The organism is Paucibacter sp. Y2R2-4, from assembly GCF_025717535.1.
GTDB lineage: Bacteria > Pseudomonadota > Gammaproteobacteria > Burkholderiales > Burkholderiaceae_C > Paucibacter_A.
In genome coordinates this window covers 65,825-83,337 of sequence record NZ_JAJIRO010000004.1, presented here as the reverse complement: position 1 = coordinate 83,337, position 17,513 = coordinate 65,825, and the positions used below count along the sequence as shown (strand labels likewise).

Sequence of the window (17,513 nt, the reverse complement as noted above, 5' to 3'; positions counted from 1 at the left end):
ACTTGCGCTCAAGGGTGCAAGCTTTCTGGCGGGCTCCAACAGGAGAAACGGTGATGGCAAGAACAGTGGGTGTGGGTGGCGTCCGGGCACAGCAGGCGCTGGACGGGCTGGTCAACATGATGAGCGGCGCGCAGCCGATTGGCTTGGACGAGTACCGGGCCCGTTTGCAGGCGGCGCAGCGCTTGATGCAGGCGCAAGGCATCGCTGCCTTGTACGCCCATGCCGGCACAAATATGCGTTACTTCAGCGGCACTGTTTGGTACCCGAGCGAGCGCATGGTCGGCCTGATCATTCCGGCCCAGGGCGAACCGCAATACATCGCCCCAGCCTTTGAAGAAGGCACGCTGCGCGAGTACATGCAACTGCCGGGCGCCTTGCACCTGTGGCATGAACATGAGAGCCCCTATGCCCTGTGCCGCCAGGTGCTGGCCAGTTTGGGTGTGCCCGCCGATGCGCGTATTGCGGTGAGTGAAGACACGCCGCTGTTCGTGGTGGACGGCCTGCAGCGCGAAGGCATTGCCTGGGTGAACGCCAAGCCGATCACTGCCACTTTGCGCATGCGCAAGTCCGCTGCCGAGATCGCGCTGATGCAGCGCGCCCATGACATGACCATGGCCGTGCACCGCGCCACCGCCAGCATGCTGCATGAGGGCATCAGCACCACCGAGGTCGAGGCCTTCATCGCCAACGCGCACCGCAATGTCGGCGCCAGCGGCTCTTACTTCTGCATCGTGCTCTTCGGTGTGGCCAGTTCCTTCCCGCATGGGGTCAAGGAGGCGCAGCGCCTGAAGGAGGGCGATGTGGTGCTGATCGACACCGGCTGCTTGGTGCACGGCTATATGTCGGACATCACCCGCACTTATGTGTTTGGTGAAGCCAATGCCCGCCAGCGCGAGATTTGGAACTTGGAAAAGGCGGCGCAAGCGGCGGCCTTCGAGGCGGCGCAACTGGGCACAGCTTGCCGCGAGGTCGACCGTGCGGCGCGCCGTGTTATTGCTGCTGCGGGCTTGGGGCCCCGCTATGAATTGCCTGGCCTGCCGCACCGCACCGGCCACGGCTGCGGCCTGGACATTCACGAGTGGCCCTATCTAGTGGACAACGATGAGACGCCGCTGGATGTGGGCATGTGCTTCAGCAATGAACCGATGATTTGCGTGCCCGGCGAGTTTGGCATCCGGCATGAAGACCATGTCTATATGACGGCGCAGGGGCCGCGCTGGTTCAGCCAGCCGGCCCATTCGGTGGACGACCCTTTCGGCTTGGCGGTCTGAGCAGGCGAGGTGGGGCAAGCAGAGGGGCCCGATTCTTGCTAGCCTGCTTGCATGCACCCCGACTTGCTCCGATCACCCGAACGCTTGCCTCTGAGCGCCGGCTCCAACTGGCGCGCCAGCCTGGCTTTGGATTACACCTTGGAGGCCCAGCGCAGCGTGCTGCGCTACCGCCATGACGGCCCACTGCGCATTCTGAAAAGCCTCTACCCCGAGGGCGATGCGGTCTGCCACAACGTGCTGGTCCATCCGCCCGGAGGACTGGTCGGCGGCGACACCTTGGATGTGCAGCTGCGCCTGGCCGAGGGCGCGCATGGCCTGATCACCACGCCAGGCGCCACCCGTTTTTATCGCAGCGAAGCCGGCGCGCTGGCCACTCAAAAGCTGCACGCCCAGCTGGCCGGTGGCTCGCGGCTGGAGTGGCTGCCGCTGGAGGCCTTGGCCTATCCGGCCTGCGATGCCCTCAATGAGGCGCGCTTCGAGCTGGCGCCCGGTGCTGAGATGATGGCCTGGGACATCACCGCCCTGGGCCTGCCCGTCGCCGGCGCGCCCTTTGACCGGGGGCGTTTTGCCCAGCATCTGGAGGTCTGCGGCGTGTGGCTGGAGCGTGGGCTGATCGAAGCCCAAGACGAGTTGCTGATGAATGGCGCCCTGGGGCTGGCCGGGCGCCGCTGCATGGCGACGCTGGTGTTTGCTGCGGGCCATGCGATCACCCGGCCGCGCCAAGAGCGTGCGCTGGAGGCGGTGCGCGCCTTGATCGAAGCGCAAGAGCGCGAAGCGGCGCCCGAAGCGGGCTTGATCGCAGGCGCCACGGCGGCGCATGGCCAGGTGCTGGTGCTGCGTGCGCTCAGCCATTTGACCGAGCCGAGCTTGCAGCTGCTGCGTCAGGCTTGGGCGCTGTGGCGGCACGAGCTGTGGGGCTTGAGCGCCACGCCACCGCGCATCTGGTCCATGTGAGGGGCTCTGTGAAAAGAGTAAGCCGGTCTTAGATCGAAACGATTTGCCGCACGCCCTTGCTGGCCATCTCACTGCGGCTGCCGGATGAGATGACGGCCCCGCGCTCCAGCACCAGATAGTCGTCGGCCAGTTCTTCGGCGAAGTCGTAGTACTGCTCGCACAGCAGCACCGCCATGCGCTGGCCGTTCAGGCCTTCGTCGGCCAGCTTGCGGATGATGCGGCCGATGTCTTTGATGATATTGGGCTGTATGCCCTCGGTGGGTTCGTCCAGGATCAAAAGCTTGGGGCCCGCGGCCAGGGCGCGTGCAATCGCCAGCTGCTGTTGCTGGCCGCCTGAGAGGTCGCCGCCGCGCCGGTGCAGCATTTGCTGCAGCACCGGAAAGAGCTCAAACAAGGCCGTTGGAATTGGCGTGCTGCTGGGGCGGCTGGCCAGGCCCATCTCCAGGTTTTCTTTCACCGTCAGCCGCGCAAAAATTTCGCGCCCCTGCGGCACATAGCCGATGCCGGCTCGCACCCGCTCATAAGGCTTCATGCGGGCCAGATCCTGGCCGGCGAATTCCATCGTGCCGCTCTTGATCGGCAGCAGGCCCATCAGGCATTTGAGCAGCGTGGTCTTGCCCACGCCGTTGCGGCCCAGCAGCACGGTGACCCGGCCCGCACTGGCACTGACGCTCACATCGCGCAAGATGTGCGATCCGCCGCCGTAATACTGTTGGATGTTCTTGGCTTGCAGCATCGCGCTCATCTCCCCAAATAGACCTCGATCACCCGCTCATCCGCCTGCACCTGGGCCAGTGTGCCCTGGGCCAAAACCGCGCCTTCGCACAGCACCGTCACGGTTTGCGAAATGCGGGCGATGAAGCTCATGTCGTGCTCCACCACGATCAGCGAATGCTTGGGCGTCAGAGACAAAAACAGCTCCGCGGTGCGCTCGGTTTCCTGATCCGTCATGCCGGCCACCGGCTCATCCAGCAGCAACAGCTTGGGCTCTTGCATCAAGAGCATGCCGATTTCTAGCCACTGCTTTTGGCCATGGCTCAAGAGCCCGGCCGGACGCTGCCATTGCTCGCTCAGTTGGATCAGGTCCAGCACCTCGCCGAGGCGGTCGCGCTGCTCGCCGCTGAGCCGGTGCCACAGGGCCGCCGCCACGCCGCGCGGCGTCTTCAGGGCCAGCTCCAAGTTCTCGAACACCGTCAGCGCTTCGAACACCGTCGGCTTTTGAAACTTGCGGCACAAGCCCATGCCGGCGATCTCGGCCTCGCTGTGGCGCAGCAGGTCGATGGTGCTGCCGAAGAAGACGCGGCCGCTGTCGGGCCGGGTCTTGCCGGTGATGATGTCCATCATGGTGGTCTTGCCCGCGCCGTTAGGGCCAATGATGCAGCGTAGCTCGCCTGGCGCAATGTCCAGCGAGAGTTGGTGGATAGCGCGAAAACCATCAAAAGACACACTCACATCTTCGAGATACAAAATGCGGCCGTGGGTCAGGTCCAGCGAGCCCGGCTGGTGCACCCGCGAGTAGCCGGCACCGTAGCCGCCCAGACCACCCGAGCCGCCCACGGTGTTTTGGCCTTGTTGCTCTCGATATTGCAGCCGTTCGCGGCCTTCGTTCATCAGTTCAGGGGTCATGTCTTGCCTCGGCTCTTGATCAGACCCGCCAAGCCATGCGGCAGGAAGAGGGTGACGGCGATGAACAATGCGCCCAGAAAGTAGAGCCAGATCTCGGGCGCGCTGACGGTCAGCCAGCTCTTGGCCCCGCCCACCGCAAAGGCGCCGACGATAGGCCCCAACAAGCTGCCGCGCCCGCCCACCGCCGCCCAGACCGCGATCTCAATGGAATTGGCCACGCTCATTTCGCTGGGGTTGATGATGCCGACCTGGGGCACATACAGCGCCCCAGCCACGCCGCACATGACGGCCGACAGGGTCCAGATGGTCAGCTTGTAAGGCAGCGGTGAGTAGCCGCAAAACATCAGCCGAGATTCAGCGTCACGCACCGCTTGCAGCACCCGGCCGAACTTGCTTTGGGTGATCCAGCGGGCCAGCAGATAAAAGCCCAGCAAGGCCAAGCCGCTCAGCACAAAGAGCGCCATGCGGGTGCTGGGTGTGGCGATCGCATGGCCGGCGATGCGCTTGAAGTCCGTAAAGCCGTTGTTGCCGCCAAAACCGGTTTCATTGCGGAAGAACAGCAGCATGGCTGCGTAGGTGAGTGCCTGGGTGATGATGGAGAAGTACACCCCTTTGATGCGCGAGCGAAAGGCAAAGTAGCCGAAGACAAAGGCCACCAAGCCCGGCACCAAGACCACCAGCACGAGCGTGGCCGCAAAGCTGTCGCTCAAGCTCCAGTGCCAGGGCAGGGTCTTCCAATCCAGAAACACCATGAAGTCGGGCAGGGCGCTTTGGTACTGGCCTTCGCTGCCGATCTGGCGCATCAAATACATGCCCATCACATAGCCACCCAGCGCAAAGAACAGGCCGTGGCCCAGCGACAAGATGCCGGCAAAGCCCCAGATCAAGTCCATGGCCAGCGCGCAAATGGCGTAGCACATGATCTTGCCGACCAGGCCCACCGCATAGTCGCTCAAATGCAAGACCTGACCCTCAGGCACCCACAGGTTCAGGGCCGGCACCAGCAAGGCGATGACGAGCAGCGCGCTGCTGAAGCCGAGCCAGCCTTGGGGGCTGAGGAGAGCTTTCGGTTTGAAATTCATGGCTGTTCTGACGCTTGATATAGGGCCTTCTCGAGGGTCAGGCCGACCGGGCGCTTTACTGCGCTCATGTCCCCCGGCACGGCCTCCGACCGTGCCTCCTCCTTTACTTCGCTCCGCAAAGCACCCGGCCAGCCTTCTACGGCGCCGCTTTGGCTCTGGATAGAAGAGAGGCCGCTAAGCGCGTCGGGCGAGTGTTGAAGCGAAGTAAAGGGGGAGGGTCTGGCGAAGCCAGATCCGGAGGACATGAGCGGAGACACTCGCCCGACGGGCTGGGTCATGAGGACAAGCTCAATGGGTGTCATTCAAGCCTCCACCGCCCGCCCCTTCATCGCGAAGATGCCCTGTGGCCGCTTCTGGATGAAGATGATGATGAACACCAGCACTGCGATCTTGGCCAGGACGGCGCCAACAAAGCCCTCCAACAGCTTGTTCAGCAAGCCCAGGCCCAGGGCCGCATAGACCGTGCCGGCCAGCTGACCCACGCCGCCCAGCACCACCACCATGAAGGCATCAACGATATAGCTCTGGCCCAGGTCGGGGCCCACATTGCCCACCTGGCTGAGCGCGCAGCCGGCCAGGCCGGCAATGCCGGAGCCCAGCGCAAAAGCGTAGGTGTCGATGCGGGCGGTGTTGACGCCCATGCACGAGGCCATGGGGCGGTTCTGCGTCACGCCGCGAACGAAGAGGCCCAGGCGGGTGCGCTTGATGAGCAAGCTCATGCCGCCAAACACCAGCCCTGCAAAGAGCAAGATCAAAAGCCGGTTGTAGGGCAGGCTCAGATTCGGCAAGACCTGCCAGGCGCCGCTCATCCAGGCGGGGTTTTCAACGCCCACGTTTTGAGCGCCAAAGAGGCTGCGCACGCTTTGCATCAGCACCAGGCTCAAACCCCAGGTGGCCAGCAGCGACTCCAAAGGACGGCCATACAGCCAGCGCAAGACCAGCCGCTCCATCAAGGCGCCCACGGCCGCCGCGCTCAAGAAGGCCACCGGCAGGGCCACCAACAGATAGGCGTCAAACCAGCTGGGCGGCAGCCATTGGCGAAAGGCCAGGTGCACCAGATACGTGGCATAGGCGCCAATCATCATCAGCTCGCCATGGGCCATATTGATCACGCCCATCAGACCGTAGGTGATGGCCAGACCCAAGGCCACTAGCAGCAAGATGCTGCCCAGGCTCAGGCCCGAGAACAGCGCGCCGAGTCGCTCGCCCCAGGCCAGCGTGGCTTGTAGCTTGCGCAGCGATACCTGCAGCGCGCTTTTGACGGCGGGGTCGCTCTCTTCTTCCAGGCGCTGGTTCAGCAAGAGCAGGGTGGCGGGGCTGTCGGATGTTCCCAGTTGCTTGGCCGCCAGCAGGCGCTTGCCGACCTCGGGGCTGCCGCTCAGCACCGCGGCGCGGGCCAGTTGTAACTCGCTGCGTACCGCGGCGTCGGGTTCTTGCGTCAGGGCTTGGTCCAACAAGGGCAGACGCTGCTCGCTGGCGTCTTGCTGCAAGGCCTGCGCGGCGGCGAGGCGCTCTTTGGCGGTGCCGCTGAAGAGCTTGAGCGCGGCCAGCGCTTGATCTAACTCGCCGCGCAAGCGGTTGTTTACGGGGATATCGTCCAAGCTGGCCGGCAGCTTCGGCACCGGCTTGCCGCTGAGCGCGTCAATTGCGGTGCCGCTGTCCGACACGATCAGCAGTTGCGCGTCGGCCTGCTTGAGCTCCTCATTGGCCAGGGCTTGCAAAAAAGCTTGCAGCCGCGCATCGGGCTTCCGGGCGGCTGCCGCCAGTGCGGCATTCATCGCGGCGATGCGCGCCTCGGTGTCCTCGCTGGCCGCCATAGCCAGCGCCTGTTCGCGGCTCAGGGCCCAAGCCTGCGAACCGAGCAAGCAGCTCACGCTCAGCAGCAGCAGCAACTGCAGCCATCGAAGCGAGCTCAGCAATGGCGACGCTTTCCGCCCGGTGCAAATCATCGGAGTTCCGTTTCAAGCAAGTGAAGCACACGGAGCCAGCCGCAGACCTCCAGCGCCCGCAAGCTGGGGGCTGCGGGCGGGTGGAAGCAGGGCAGGGCGAGAGGGGAGAAGTGAGGAGAAGTTAGGAGAAAAGGCTTACTTCTTCACCGGCTCGTCAGGCTTTTTGTCATTGCCTTCGATGTAGGGACTCCAGGGCTTGGCCTTGACCGGCGCAGGTGTCTTCCAGACCACATTGAACTGGCCGTCGGCCTTGATCTCGCCGATGAACACCGACTTGTGCAGGTGGTGGTTCTTCTCGTCCATCTTGGAGGTGATGCCCGAGGGCGCGGTAAAGGTCTGGCCGGCCATAGCGGCAATGACCTTGTCCACGTCCGTGCTCTTGGCCTTCTCGACCGCCTGCTTCCACATCTGGATGCCGATATAGGTGGCCTCCATCGGGTCATTGGTCAGCGGCTTGTCCTTGTGGCCGGCCAAGCCCTTGGCCTTGGCGTAGTCGCTCCACTTCTTGATGAACTCGGTATTGGCCGGGTTCTTGATGGACATGAAGTAGTTCCAGGCGGCCAGATGGCCGACCAGCGGTTTGGTGTCCACACCGCGGAGCTCTTCTTCACCGACCGAGAAGGCCACCACCGGCACGTCCTTGGCCTTCAGCCCGGCATTGCCCAGCTCTTTGTAGAAGGGCACATTGGAGTCGCCGTTGATGGTGGAGACGACCGCCGTCTTGCCGCCGGCCGAGAATTTCTTGATGTCGGCGACGATGGTTTGATAGTCGCTGTGGCCAAAGGGCGTGTACTTCTCGTCGATGTCCGTGTCCTTCACGCCCTTGGTCTTCAAATAGGCGCGCAGGATTTTGTTGGTGGTGCGGGGGTAGACGTAGTCGGTGCCCAAGAGCACCCAGCGCTTGGCGCCGCCACCGTCCTTGCTCATCAAATAGTCCACCGCCGGAATCGCCTGCTGATTGGGCGCGGCGCCGGTGTAGAAGACGTTTTTGCTGAGTTCTTCACCCTCATATTGCACCGGGTAGAAGAGCAGGCCGTTCAGCTCCTCCACCACCGGGAGCACCGATTTGCGCGAGACCGAGGTCCAGCAGCCGAAGATCACCGAGACCTTGTCTTGCGTCAGCAGCTGCTTGGTCTTCTCGGCGAACAGCGGCCAGTTGGAGGCCGGGTCCACCACCACGGGCTCGAGCTTCTTGCCCAGCACGCCGCCCTTGGCATTGATCTCGTCGATGGCCATCAAGACGGTGTCCTTGAGCACCGTCTCCGAAATCGCCATGGTGCCCGAGAGGCTGTGCAGCACGCCCACCTTGATGGTGTCGGCGGCCTGAGCGTTCAAGCCGGTGAAGCCCAGGCTGGCGAGGGCGCTGGCCAGTGCCAGGGTTTTGAAGGTCTTCAGCGCGCGGCGACGGGGCTGGTCTTGATGCATGGAATCGCTCCTGTGTGGATGGGGGGCTATGGGTGAATCCGGGGGCCTGGGCCACAGCCGGCCTCAGGGACAGGTCCAATGTAGGCATCGCGAAGCAGAAACGATATACGGCGGATGGCGTACGCGCCCGAGGGCGATCCGCTATCCTGCCCGGGCTTTCATTTCGGAGATCAAGCATGCCTGAAAACAAGACCTTGCCGGGGGCTGCCGTGGCCGATCGCGTCATTGCGCTTGACGGGCAGGCTCGGCTGAGTGTGGCCAAAGACCTGCGCGTGCAAGTCGGCAAGCATCTGCGTATCGAGGCGGAAGAGAGCTTGGAGCTGGTGGTTGGCCAAGCCAGCCTGCTGATGAAAAAAGACGGCAGCATTGTTATCAAGGGTCGCACGCTCCGGTTTGAGGCCAGCGAGGCGGTGGAGGTGAAGGCCAGCAGCGAGGTGCTGATCAAAGGCGGCAAGCTGGCGCAGAACTGAGTCGGATGGTGTCGAAGGCAATGGAAGAAGAGGGTGTGCGGCGCGCATGGACCGAGTGAGACGACGTGTTTTTTGGCTGGGCCTGGCGGCCCTGTGTTTGGGCTTGCTGCTGGTCTTGGCGCTGCGTTTGGCCGCTCATGAGGTGAAGGCTCAGCAGCAGCTGGACTTGAGCTTCAGCCAGGGGGATTACCAGCTGTCGGGCAGCTTGCTCTTGCCCAGCGGGCCGGGGCCGCATCCGGTCGTGTTGTTTGTGCATGGAGACGGCCCGCAAGACCGCGGGCTGGATCGTTATGCCTTGTTGATGAATGCCTTCCTCAAGGCGGGCATTGCCTGTTTCAGCTGGGACAAGCCGGGCACCGGGCGATCGTTGCCGCTGCGCAAGTCCCGCGAAGACCTGGGCTGGCAGGGCCAGACCTTGCAGCAACGCGCCGAAGAGGCCGCCGCTGCCATGGCTTTGCTGGCAAAGCGCCCCGAGGTGGACCCGCGTGGTTTAGGTTTGATCGGCTTTTCGCAAGGCGCTTGGGTCTTGGCCGAGGCGGCGCAATGGCCACAGCCGCAGATGCCGGCTTTTCTGATCACCGTGGGCGGCGCGGTCGATTGGGCTTCGCAGGGCGAGTACTTCACCCGCCAACGCTTGCGGCGTGAGGGCTTGGGTGATGATGAGGCGGCGGTGGAGGCCGTGCTGGCCTGGCAGCGGGCCGCGCCGCAGCCCGATTTGGCATTGAGTTATGCAGACTATCGGCAAGCGCTGACCCGCTATCTCAGCGCAAGCCCACCGCCCTTGGGTGCGAACGCGACGCCTTTGTCGGCCGAGCGTTACCGTTTTGTGGCGCTGAATCGCCAGGCCGATGCCAGTGCCGGCGTGCACGTGGCGCAAGCGCCCTTCTTGGCCGTGTGGGGGGCGCAAGATCTGAATGTGGACGCTGCTGCTTCGGCGCGTCGTTATGCCCAGCTCTTGCACGCCGGGCCCATCGATCAATCGAACCAGGTGCTGGTGCAGCAGCACCACGCGGTCAAGGTCTTTGCCGGCGGCGATCACCAGCTCTTGCGGGCCGATCGCTATCAGACCCAGCGGCCCGAGGAATGGACCTGGGGCATGAGCGCCCGCTATTTGTGGGATGCCGAAGCGGCTTATGCCCCCGGCTATTTGCAGCTCTTGCCTGATTGGACCTTGGCCCAGCTGCGGCGTCGCTGAGTTTGGACGCTCAGCGAAACTGCAGTCGCTTTGTTTCTCCGTTCGCCGTGCTAAAGCTCAAGTCATGGGCCAGGGAGGCGAAGTTCAGTTGCAGGGAGACTCGATGTTCGCCGGCTTGCCAGCGCAGGGTCAGGTCTTGCGGGCTGCTGGCCTCGCTGCTGAACTCGCCGGCAAAAGCGGGGTGGCTGTTGCGTAGGCGGATCAGCTGGACCAGCTGCTGCACCACTGGTCGCTGCAGCTCTGAGGCAATCTCGGCTTCGTCGTAGTAGTGGCGGTTGATGTCGCGACCGACGCCGCTGCGGGCCAGTAGCTCCATGTCGTTGTGGCCGGCCAGCAGGCCGACGTAGTAGACCTGGGGCACACCGGGCAGGAAGAACTGCAGCGCTCGCGCCAGTAGATAGCGCACATCGTCGCGGCCCAGGGCGTCGTAGAAGGTGCAGTTGACTTGATACAGATCGAGGTTGGAGGCGGCAGCGCCGGTGGCTTGCCGGCTCTCGCCGCCACTGTTGCTGTGGATGCGCTCGACCAGGGCATCGAGTTCGGCCGGCGGCACCAGGCCGGGCTGGCCTTCGCGGTCGCTGGCGTCGGCGCCGATGTCGATGATGCCGATGCCGTCGTGCGTGTCCAGCACCGTCAGCGCATTGCGGGGGCGCTGCGCGATCCACTGCTGCAGCGGACCGGACTGAGCGAAGAAGAAAGCGTGCAGCACCAGCGGCGGCAAGGCGAAGTCGTAAACCCAGTCCACGCGCGCAGCGATCTCGATCTGGCGCCGGTAGTAGGCATGGATCTCCACCAGCACCTCGATGCCCAAGCCGCGTGCCTGTGCCGCGAACTCGTCGATGAAGGCAAAAGTCTCCGGCATCATGAAGCAGCTGGCGCCGGCCTTCTTGATGGCATAGCCCACCGCATCCAGGCGCACCATGCGAATGCCTTGCTCGGCAAAGGTCTGCAGGATGCTCAGCAGGTAGGCGCGGCCCTGCGGGTGGTGCACAGCGATGTCGATCTGGGCGGCGGTGAAGGTGGTCCAGAGCAGCTTCTTCTGGCCGTTCTTCAGTGTGGCCATCTGTACCGGCAGGCCCGGGCGCGGCCGGTAGACGGCCAGCAGATCGGCTTCGGTGGCGCCCTGCGGGAAGACCGCATCCAGGGTCAGAAACAGGCCGGCATAGGGCGAGGCGTCGCCGTGCGTCGAGTAGTCCAGAAATTGCGGCGAGCTGCTCGACATGTGGTTGACGATCACATCGCCCATGACGTCGAGGGTGGCCGTCAGGTCCTTGATGTCGCTCCAGCTTCCCAGTCGCGGGTCGACCTGGGTGTGGTCGATCGGGTCGAAGCCCGCATCGGCGCCGTCGATGGCGTGGAAGAAAGGCAGCAGGTGCACGCCGCCGAAGACCTCACCGAGCGCGCCGCCCGGGCCCAGCAGGCGGCGCAGGCGCTGCAGGTCCTGGCCGTCGAGGCGGCCGCCGAGGCGGTCGACGTAGGTGATCAGTTGGACTTGGTTCTTCATATCGGTGGGCGGCGTGGCTCAGGCCACGCCGGCTTCGTTCTCGGGCAAAGGGGACGGGCGGGCCTGGGTCTGCACCCGAAGCATGGCGATGGCGGCACAAACCAGCAGGGCGCCGGCCAGGCGGATCACATGGTCCGGGCGGCCGCCCAGCAGGCTGTGATAAATCAGCGGCAGCGTCACCATCTGGATCAGCATGGGGATGACGATGAACATATTGAAGATGCCCATGTACACGCCGGCGCGCTCGGGCGGGATGCTGCCGGCCAGCAGCACATAGGGGTTGCCCATGATGCTGGCCCAGGCCAGGCCCACGCCCAGCATGGGCAGAAGGAGCAGCCAGCGGTTCTGGATCTCGGGGATGGCCCACATGCCGGCGCCGGCCAGCACCAGGCAGAGCGCATGCACGCGCTTGGGGCCGAAGCGCCGGGTGAAGGGCACCATCGCAAAAGCCGCGAGGAAGGCGACGAAGTTGTAGAAGCCTCCGATCTGCCCGTTCACCAGGCCAGCGTCTCGGAAGCCCTGGGAATGCGGGTCGCTGCTTTGGAAGAGCGTCAGGGCCAGGGACGGCACGATGTAGATCCAGTAGCACATCATGGCGTACCACTGGAACAGCTTCATCCACCAGAGCTGGCGCATGGTGCGCGGCATCTCGCGCAGCGCGCTCCAGATCTCGTGCAGCGCTGCGCCCAGGCCGCGCGGCTGGCGGCGTATCTGCGCCAGCTCCGCGGCGCTCAGCGGCAACTCGGGCACCCGCCGCACCGACCACCAGACCGTGCTGATGGAAAACACGGCACCGATGAGAAAAGCCGTCAGGGTGATCTGGGGGATGTTGTTGCTGCCCAGCGCGTCCTTGTCCATGCCCATCAGCACCAGCAAGGTGGGCGCGAGATAGGCCAGGGTCTGGGCCAGGCCGGTGAAGGCGCTTTGGGTCAGGAAGCCCAAGGAATGCTGGCTGGCGTCGAGCCGGTCCGAGACGTAGGCGCGGTAGGGCTCCATGGTCACGTTGTTGGCAGCATCCAGGATCCAGAGCAGGCCGGCGGCAAACCACAGTGTCGGGCTGAAGGGCATGGCCAGCAGGCCCAGGCTGCAGAGCAGGGCGCCGATCAGGAAGTAGGGCGTGCGCCGGCCCCAGCGGCTGACCGTGCGGTCGCTGAAGGCACCGACCAGGGGCTGCACCAGCAGGCCGGTCAGCGGCCCGGCCAGCCACAGCAAGGGCAGGCTGGCTTCGTCCGCGCCCAGGTACTGGTAGATCGGGCTCATATTGCTCTGCTGCAGACCGAAGCTGAACTGGATGCCGAAGAATCCGATGTTCATATTGACGATCTGCCAGAAGCTGAGTCTGGGTTTGTTCATGTGACTCATGAGCCGTTTTCCTTCAGCGTTTGTTGCTGCAGGGCCTGTCGCCATGGCAGGAAGAATGCATCGTCCTCGGGCATGGGGCCGCGCTCGCCACATAGGGCTGCGGCGTAGCCATTGGCCAATTGCAGGCTGGCCGGCAGTGAATCGCCGCGCATCAGGCTGGCTAGCAGCATGGCGCTGAAGGCATCGCCCGCGCCCACGGTGTCGACCAATTGGGCGATGGCAAGACCTGACCCTTGCGCCAGCAGTGCACCGTCCGCGGCAAAGGCGGCATAGCCAGCGCCGCCGCGGGTCAGGATCATGCGCTGCAGACCGAAGCGCTGCATCAGCGCCGCCACCGCGGGGCTCAAGGCTTGGGCCTCGTCCAGCGGGTTCAGTGCCGCATCACCCGCGCGGCCGAACCAACGCAGCAGCAGGCCCAGTTCCTCGTCATTGACCTTGAGCCAGTCGGCCTGGGCCAGCGAGGTGCCGGCCAGCAGGGGCGTGTCTGTGCCGGCGCGCAGGTTCAGGTCCAGGTAGCGCGTGCAACCGAGGGTGCGGGCGCGCTCGGCCAGGGCCAGGATGCTGGCGCCCGAGACCGCACCACGCTGGGCTAAGGTGCCGAAGTAGAAGAAACGCGGTCGCAAGGCTTCCAGTGAGGCCAAGGCCGGTTCCGAGGCGATGAAGTCCCAGGCGGCCGGCGTGTGGATGTGAAAGCTGTGGCCGGCCGGGCTGCCGTCGGCGGCGAACTGCTCGCTGACGGTGACGCGGCCGGTCGCGTGCGTGGGGTCGATCTGCACCGCCTCGGTCGCCAGGCCGAAGCGTTGCAGGCTGGCACGGATCAGGGCGCCACCGACATCGTCATGGCCGATGCGGCTGACCAGGCACACCGGGGCTGAGCCGCCGCCCTCGTCGGCCAGCAAGGCTCCCAGCGAGCGCGCCACATTGAAGGGTGCGCCGCCGGCGATTTGGCGCTCGTGGAACTCGTCCACCAGCGCTTCGCCCACCAGCAGGACGGCGGAGTTCAGCTCCTTGTGCATGAGGCCGCCGCGATCAGAAGTTGTACTTCAGCGTGGCGCGCAGGCTGCGGCCGTTGAAGGCGCGTGCGGCATGGCCGTCGCCCTCGATCTCGGTGTAGGCCAAGGTGTTGAACAGATTGTTGGCCGAGAGCGAGAGCTGGGCCTTGTCACCCAAGGGTACATTCACAAAGGCATTGATCAGGGTGTAGCCCTTCATGGTGATGGTGTTGGCATCGTCACCGTAGGACTTGCCCGAGCCGACCAGGGCGGCGCCCACCTCGATCTGGCCCAGCATCACGCTGGGTGCCAGCTGGTAGACGAAGCTGGCCTGACGGCGCGGCTTCTTGCCGACGATGGCGGCGTCGTTCGAGGCCTTGATCTTGGCGTTGGTGAAGGTGGCGCCGCCGCTGATGCTGAAGTCTCCCCAGCTGTAGGCGGCTTCCAGCTCTAGACCCTTGGCTTCATATTTGTTTGCGCTGAACTTCTGGGTGGTGACCTCGAAATTGCTTTCGGTGGTGCGCGCATTGAACAATGTGGCGAAGAGGCTCAGGCCACTCTGACGCCACTTCACGCCGCCTTCGACCTGGTCGATCTCGTTGACGCTGATCGGCACCGATCCGTCCAGCGGGTTGCCATAAAGCAGCCGGTCCGCGCTAAAGGACACGCCGTTGCTAACGCGAGCAAAGCCGGCCAGATTGGGCGTTATGCTGTAGTTGGCACCTAGCGAGTAGGACGTGTGTGCCACTTTATAGTTGATGGTCTTCTGGCTAGCGCTGTCCCAGGTCTTGGCCGTGTTGTTGCCCGACAAGGTGTAGCCGCTGGCTTTTTGTTCGTCGCGGCGTAAGCTGCCGTCGAGGATCAAGCTGCCCAGTTCCACTGAAGCTGCAGCGTAGGGCGAAGTCTGGGTGTACTGCACATCGAAGCTGCGGGTGCAGCAGCCGCCCCAGGTGGTCCAGCCCTCGGCGATCGGAGCGCTGCCGGGCTGGCCGGCAGCATTCAGTACCTGCGAGCCAACGCCTTGCATGCTCAGTTTGTATTGGTTCCAGAACCAAGTCTGGGCGACGTTCTGCACGCCGGTGAAGAGGCCAGCGACCAAGGTGGTTTTGACGCCTTCGCCTTGGATCACCTTGCTTAGCTTCAGGTCATTGAAGGTGTTGTCAAAGTTGTCCAGCGAGGTGTTGAAGAGTGTGCCGGTGAAGGACTTGTCTGCACCATTGTTGCCGTTGTCAGCCGGGAACAGCGCAATGAAGCGGCCCGAGTTGCTTGCCCGGCGGAATTTCTCCTCCACACTGAATCCCTGGCCCAGATCCAGGCCAGCCTCGAAGCCAAAAGCCAGGCTCTTGATGTTGAGGCCATCGCGGGTGTTGCTGGTGCTGGTGCCACCGTCCTTGTTGTAGCCGGTGTCCTTGGCCAGGCTGGGGGTGATGAAGAAGGCCGTTCGTGGATCGACGCCTGCAATCGTGTTGATCTGCCCCTTGTCCACCGTGACTGGTACGGGCATGAAGGAGGGCGTGCGATCGTTCAGAGCCTTGACATTGACACTCAGGTAGCCGGCGTCGATTTTCTGTGTCAGCTTGGCGCGAATCTGGCCACCGTTTTCCACGTTCATGCCGGTTGGGCGACCACCCTCGCCAACGCGTTGGAACCCGCCGATATGGAAGCTGGTGCCTTTGCCGATGCTGCCGCCGTAGTCGGCATCGAGGCGCATCAACCGGTTGTCCAGTCCCAGGCTTAGGCCGATGGAGCCGGCCGGCTTGCCGGCGCCGGTCTTGCTGATGAAGTTGACGATGCCGCCGGGTGAGTTGGAGGCCAAGGTCGAAGCGGAGCCGCCGCGCACCACCTCCAGGCGGGCCGTGCTGTAGTCGGCCCGCAGGAATTGGTCGGCCGTGCCGAAGGAAATGTCACCGAAGAGCAGCACCGGCAGGCCGTCCTCTTGCATTTGCACATAGCGCGAACCGCCCGCCGATAGGGGCACTCCGCGCACGGTGATATTGGCATTGCCCTCACCGCCGGTCGACTCCGACCGCAGACCCGGCACGCTGCGCAGCAGTTCAGCAGCGTTGCTCGCGCCTACTTTGCTGATCTGTTCGCTGTCCATGGAGCTGACCGAGAGGCTTTGCTTCATCTTGCTGGTACGAACCGAGCTGCCGGTCACCACCACTTGATTCAGTTTGAGGCTGTCTTGCTTGCCGTCTTGCGCGGCTTCGGCCTCGCTCGCGGGAGCCGCAGCTTGCTGGGCCAGGGCGGGTAGCTGCAGCAGTGCCAGGGTGATGGCGGCCAAAGTCGGGCGGCGTGAGAAAGAGGGCTGGTGGTTTCGCATGGCGTCTGTCTCCTATTGAGGAACTGGTCACGCTCAGGGAAGTGGCGTCACCAGCGGATCGTCGAGACCGCTGGTGGGCGTGTTGCCTTTTGGGGCATCGTGCACCACCGCCGTCTTCTAGGGCACCATTCTGAAACTTATTGCAATCGATTGCAATCGATTGCAAACGAGGGGAAACACGTATCTGCATTGGCATTACAAGGTTACTGAAAAATTTCTTGCAATCGATCGTCAGCCAGTGCTATGGCGGACGATCAGTTTCACGCCCAGCGTGCGTGAGGGGCTGGGCGTGCCGCGCAGCTGGGCCATCAGCGCCGCCACGAGTTCGGCTCCGGCTTCGGCTACCGGCTGGTGCACGGTGCTCAGTGGCGGGTCACAGTAGGCCGCCAGAGGCATGTCGTCATAACCGACCACCGCGACGTCCTCCGGCACACGTTGCCCGCGTGCGCGCAAGCAATGAATGGCCTGCAAGGCCAACAAGTCGCTGCAAGCCAGCACTGCATCAAAAGCGGGCGCCTCGGGCAGCCATTGCTCGATGGCCGTGCGCGCGGCGCTGGGTTCAAAAGGCAAGGCCAAGGCGAGCGCCGGTTCGGCTGGCAGCTTGGCTTCTTGCAGGGCTTGCAGATACCCCTCCCGGCGCAGCCAAACTTCGGGCAGCTGAGCATCGCCGAGAAACGCAATGCGTCGCCGGCCCAGTTGCAGCAGATGGCGGGTGGCTTGCAGACCCCCGTCGGTGTTGTCGCCCCCGACGGTGCAGTAGAGCTGCTGCGGCAGCGCGCCACCCCAAACGACCAGCGGCAGTTGGCGTGTGGCCAAGGCGTTGAGTTGATCATGGTGGCGCCATTGACCCACCATGATCACGCCGACCGCCTTGCCCGAGTCGTAGAACTGTGCAGCCAAGTCCAGGTGCTCGGCGTCGACACGGGAGAGCAACATGTCGTAGCCCTGATCCGTTAGGGCATCCGCGATGCTGCCGACCAGCGCCAGGAAGAAGGGGTCTGAAATGTGTTGCCGCGAGGCCGCTTCATAGGGCACGACCACGGCGACGATGCGGTTCTTCTGCAAGCGCAGGTTCTGCGCGCCGAGATTGATTGAATAGTTCAGTGAGCGGGCCAACTCGGCCACCCGTTGGCGGGTCTCGGCGTTCACCAAAGGGCTGCCGCTCAAAGCACGCGACACCGTGGACATCGAGACACCAGCCAATCGAGCGATGTCGGCCATCTGCAAACGCCGCTGCTCTGCGGGACCTTGCTTCGCGTCTGGTTTGGCGGCTTTGGAAACTGATGAAGGCTCACGCTTTGGCATGGGGCTGTATTGTGCCGCAGCCCTTGAAGGCAAGCTCAGAGCCGACTTTGAGCAT

General features: G+C 64.0%; 14 protein-coding genes. 4 read left to right on the top strand and 10 right to left on the bottom strand.

Going from position 1 to position 17,513, the window contains the following annotated elements:
* The first annotated feature begins 53 nt into the window (after positions 1-53).
* Both LNV06_RS15620 and LNV06_RS15615 read left to right on the top strand, forming a co-directional pair.
* Entirely contained in the window at positions 54-1,271 is a 1,218-nt protein-coding gene (locus LNV06_RS15620) for a M24 family metallopeptidase (RefSeq protein ID WP_263539222.1), read from the top strand.
* Between the two features lie 51 nt (positions 1,272-1,322).
* Positions 1,323-2,225, top strand: a complete 903-nt coding sequence (locus LNV06_RS15615; protein ID WP_263539221.1) for an urease accessory protein UreD — start codon at positions 1,323-1,325, stop codon at positions 2,223-2,225.
* A 28-nt stretch (positions 2,226-2,253) separates the two neighbouring features.
* On the opposite strand, the gene urtE is transcribed toward LNV06_RS15615, so the two are convergent.
* The 5 genes from urtE to urtA form a co-directional block, all read right to left on the bottom strand.
* A complete protein-coding gene (gene urtE, locus LNV06_RS15610; protein WP_263539220.1) occupies positions 2,254-2,961 on the bottom strand; it encodes an urea ABC transporter ATP-binding subunit UrtE in 708 nt (235 codons plus the stop codon).
* 5 nt (positions 2,962-2,966) lie between these two features.
* Positions 2,967-3,851 carry an urea ABC transporter ATP-binding protein UrtD gene (gene urtD, locus LNV06_RS15605; protein ID WP_263539219.1) on the bottom strand — a complete coding sequence of 295 codons (885 nt, stop codon included), beginning with the start codon at positions 3,849-3,851 and terminating at the stop codon, positions 2,967-2,969.
* Positions 3,848-4,933 (bottom strand): urea ABC transporter permease subunit UrtC, encoded by a 1,086-nt coding sequence (urtC, locus tag LNV06_RS15600; RefSeq protein ID WP_263539218.1) that lies wholly within the window; start codon positions 4,931-4,933, stop codon positions 3,848-3,850. Before urtC ends, urtD begins: the two co-directional genes overlap by 4 nt.
* A 302-nt stretch (positions 4,934-5,235) precedes the next feature.
* Entirely contained in the window at positions 5,236-6,750 is a 1,515-nt protein-coding gene (urtB, locus tag LNV06_RS15595; RefSeq protein WP_263539752.1) for an urea ABC transporter permease subunit UrtB, read from the bottom strand.
* Between the two features lie 267 nt (positions 6,751-7,017).
* Complete coding sequence (urtA, locus tag LNV06_RS15590) at positions 7,018-8,307, bottom strand: urea ABC transporter substrate-binding protein (RefSeq protein ID WP_263539217.1); 1,290 nt, start codon at positions 8,305-8,307, stop codon at positions 7,018-7,020.
* A gap of 176 nt (positions 8,308-8,483) precedes the next feature.
* Here urtA and LNV06_RS15585 point away from each other — a divergent pair, with 176 nt between their 5' ends.
* Both LNV06_RS15585 and LNV06_RS15580 read left to right on the top strand, forming a co-directional pair.
* Positions 8,484-8,777, top strand: a complete 294-nt coding sequence (locus tag LNV06_RS15585; protein ID WP_263539216.1) for a hypothetical protein — start codon at positions 8,484-8,486, stop codon at positions 8,775-8,777.
* Positions 8,778-8,832: 55 nt separating this feature from the next.
* Positions 8,833-9,972, top strand: a complete 1,140-nt coding sequence (locus LNV06_RS15580; protein WP_263539215.1) for an alpha/beta hydrolase family protein — start codon at positions 8,833-8,835, stop codon at positions 9,970-9,972.
* Between the two features lie 10 nt (positions 9,973-9,982).
* Here the strand turns inward: LNV06_RS15580 and gtfA are convergent, their stop codons facing one another.
* The 5 genes from gtfA to LNV06_RS15555 form a co-directional block, all read right to left on the bottom strand.
* The gene (gene gtfA, locus LNV06_RS15575) at positions 9,983-11,476 is read right to left on the bottom strand and encodes a sucrose phosphorylase (RefSeq protein WP_263539214.1); all 1,494 of its coding nucleotides are present in this window, start codon (positions 11,474-11,476) and stop codon (positions 9,983-9,985) included.
* An 18-nt stretch (positions 11,477-11,494) separates the two neighbouring features.
* Positions 11,495-12,838: an MFS transporter gene (locus tag LNV06_RS15570; protein ID WP_263539213.1), complete on the bottom strand. Its 1,344-nt coding sequence runs from the start codon at positions 12,836-12,838 to the stop codon at positions 11,495-11,497.
* Positions 12,835-13,854: a PfkB family carbohydrate kinase gene (locus LNV06_RS15565; RefSeq protein WP_263539212.1), complete on the bottom strand. Its 1,020-nt coding sequence runs from the start codon at positions 13,852-13,854 to the stop codon at positions 12,835-12,837. The genes LNV06_RS15570 and LNV06_RS15565 overlap by 4 nt, the downstream gene beginning before the upstream one ends.
* 13 nt (positions 13,855-13,867) lie before the next feature.
* Positions 13,868-16,153: a TonB-dependent receptor gene (locus tag LNV06_RS15560; RefSeq protein ID WP_263539211.1), complete on the bottom strand. Its 2,286-nt coding sequence runs from the start codon at positions 16,151-16,153 to the stop codon at positions 13,868-13,870.
* A gap of 231 nt (positions 16,154-16,384) precedes the next feature.
* Positions 16,385-17,458 (bottom strand): LacI family DNA-binding transcriptional regulator, encoded by a 1,074-nt coding sequence (locus LNV06_RS15555; RefSeq protein WP_263539210.1) that lies wholly within the window; start codon positions 17,456-17,458, stop codon positions 16,385-16,387.
* Between the last annotated feature and the right edge of the window lie 55 nt (positions 17,459-17,513).

Bases quoted from the DNA above. Each gene is read 5' to 3' on its own strand.
- LNV06_RS15620 (WP_263539222.1), top strand. From the start codon at position 54: ATGGCAAGAACAGTGGGTGTGGGTGGCGTCCGGGCACAGCAGGCGCTG.
- LNV06_RS15615 (WP_263539221.1), top strand. From the start codon at position 1,323: ATGCACCCCGACTTGCTCCGATCACCCGAACGCTTGCCTCTGAGCGCC.
- urtE (WP_263539220.1), bottom strand. From the start codon at position 2,961: ATGCTGCAAGCCAAGAACATCCAACAGTATTACGGCGGCGGATCGCAC.
- urtD (WP_263539219.1), bottom strand. From the start codon at position 3,851: ATGACCCCTGAACTGATGAACGAAGGCCGCGAACGGCTGCAATATCGA.
- urtC (WP_263539218.1), bottom strand. From the start codon at position 4,933: ATGAATTTCAAACCGAAAGCTCTCCTCAGCCCCCAAGGCTGGCTCGGC.
- urtB (WP_263539752.1), bottom strand. From the start codon at position 6,750: ATGGCGGCCAGCGAGGACACCGAGGCGCGCATCGCCGCGATGAATGCC.
- urtA (WP_263539217.1), bottom strand. From the start codon at position 8,307: ATGCATCAAGACCAGCCCCGTCGCCGCGCGCTGAAGACCTTCAAAACC.
- LNV06_RS15585 (WP_263539216.1), top strand. From the start codon at position 8,484: ATGCCTGAAAACAAGACCTTGCCGGGGGCTGCCGTGGCCGATCGCGTC.
- gtfA (WP_263539214.1), bottom strand. From the start codon at position 11,476: ATGAAGAACCAAGTCCAACTGATCACCTACGTCGACCGCCTCGGCGGC.
- LNV06_RS15570 (WP_263539213.1), bottom strand. From the start codon at position 12,838: ATGAGTCACATGAACAAACCCAGACTCAGCTTCTGGCAGATCGTCAAT.
- LNV06_RS15565 (WP_263539212.1), bottom strand. From the start codon at position 13,854: ATGCACAAGGAGCTGAACTCCGCCGTCCTGCTGGTGGGCGAAGCGCTG.
- LNV06_RS15560 (WP_263539211.1), bottom strand. From the start codon at position 16,153: ATGCGAAACCACCAGCCCTCTTTCTCACGCCGCCCGACTTTGGCCGCC.
- LNV06_RS15555 (WP_263539210.1), bottom strand. From the start codon at position 17,458: ATGCCAAAGCGTGAGCCTTCATCAGTTTCCAAAGCCGCCAAACCAGAC.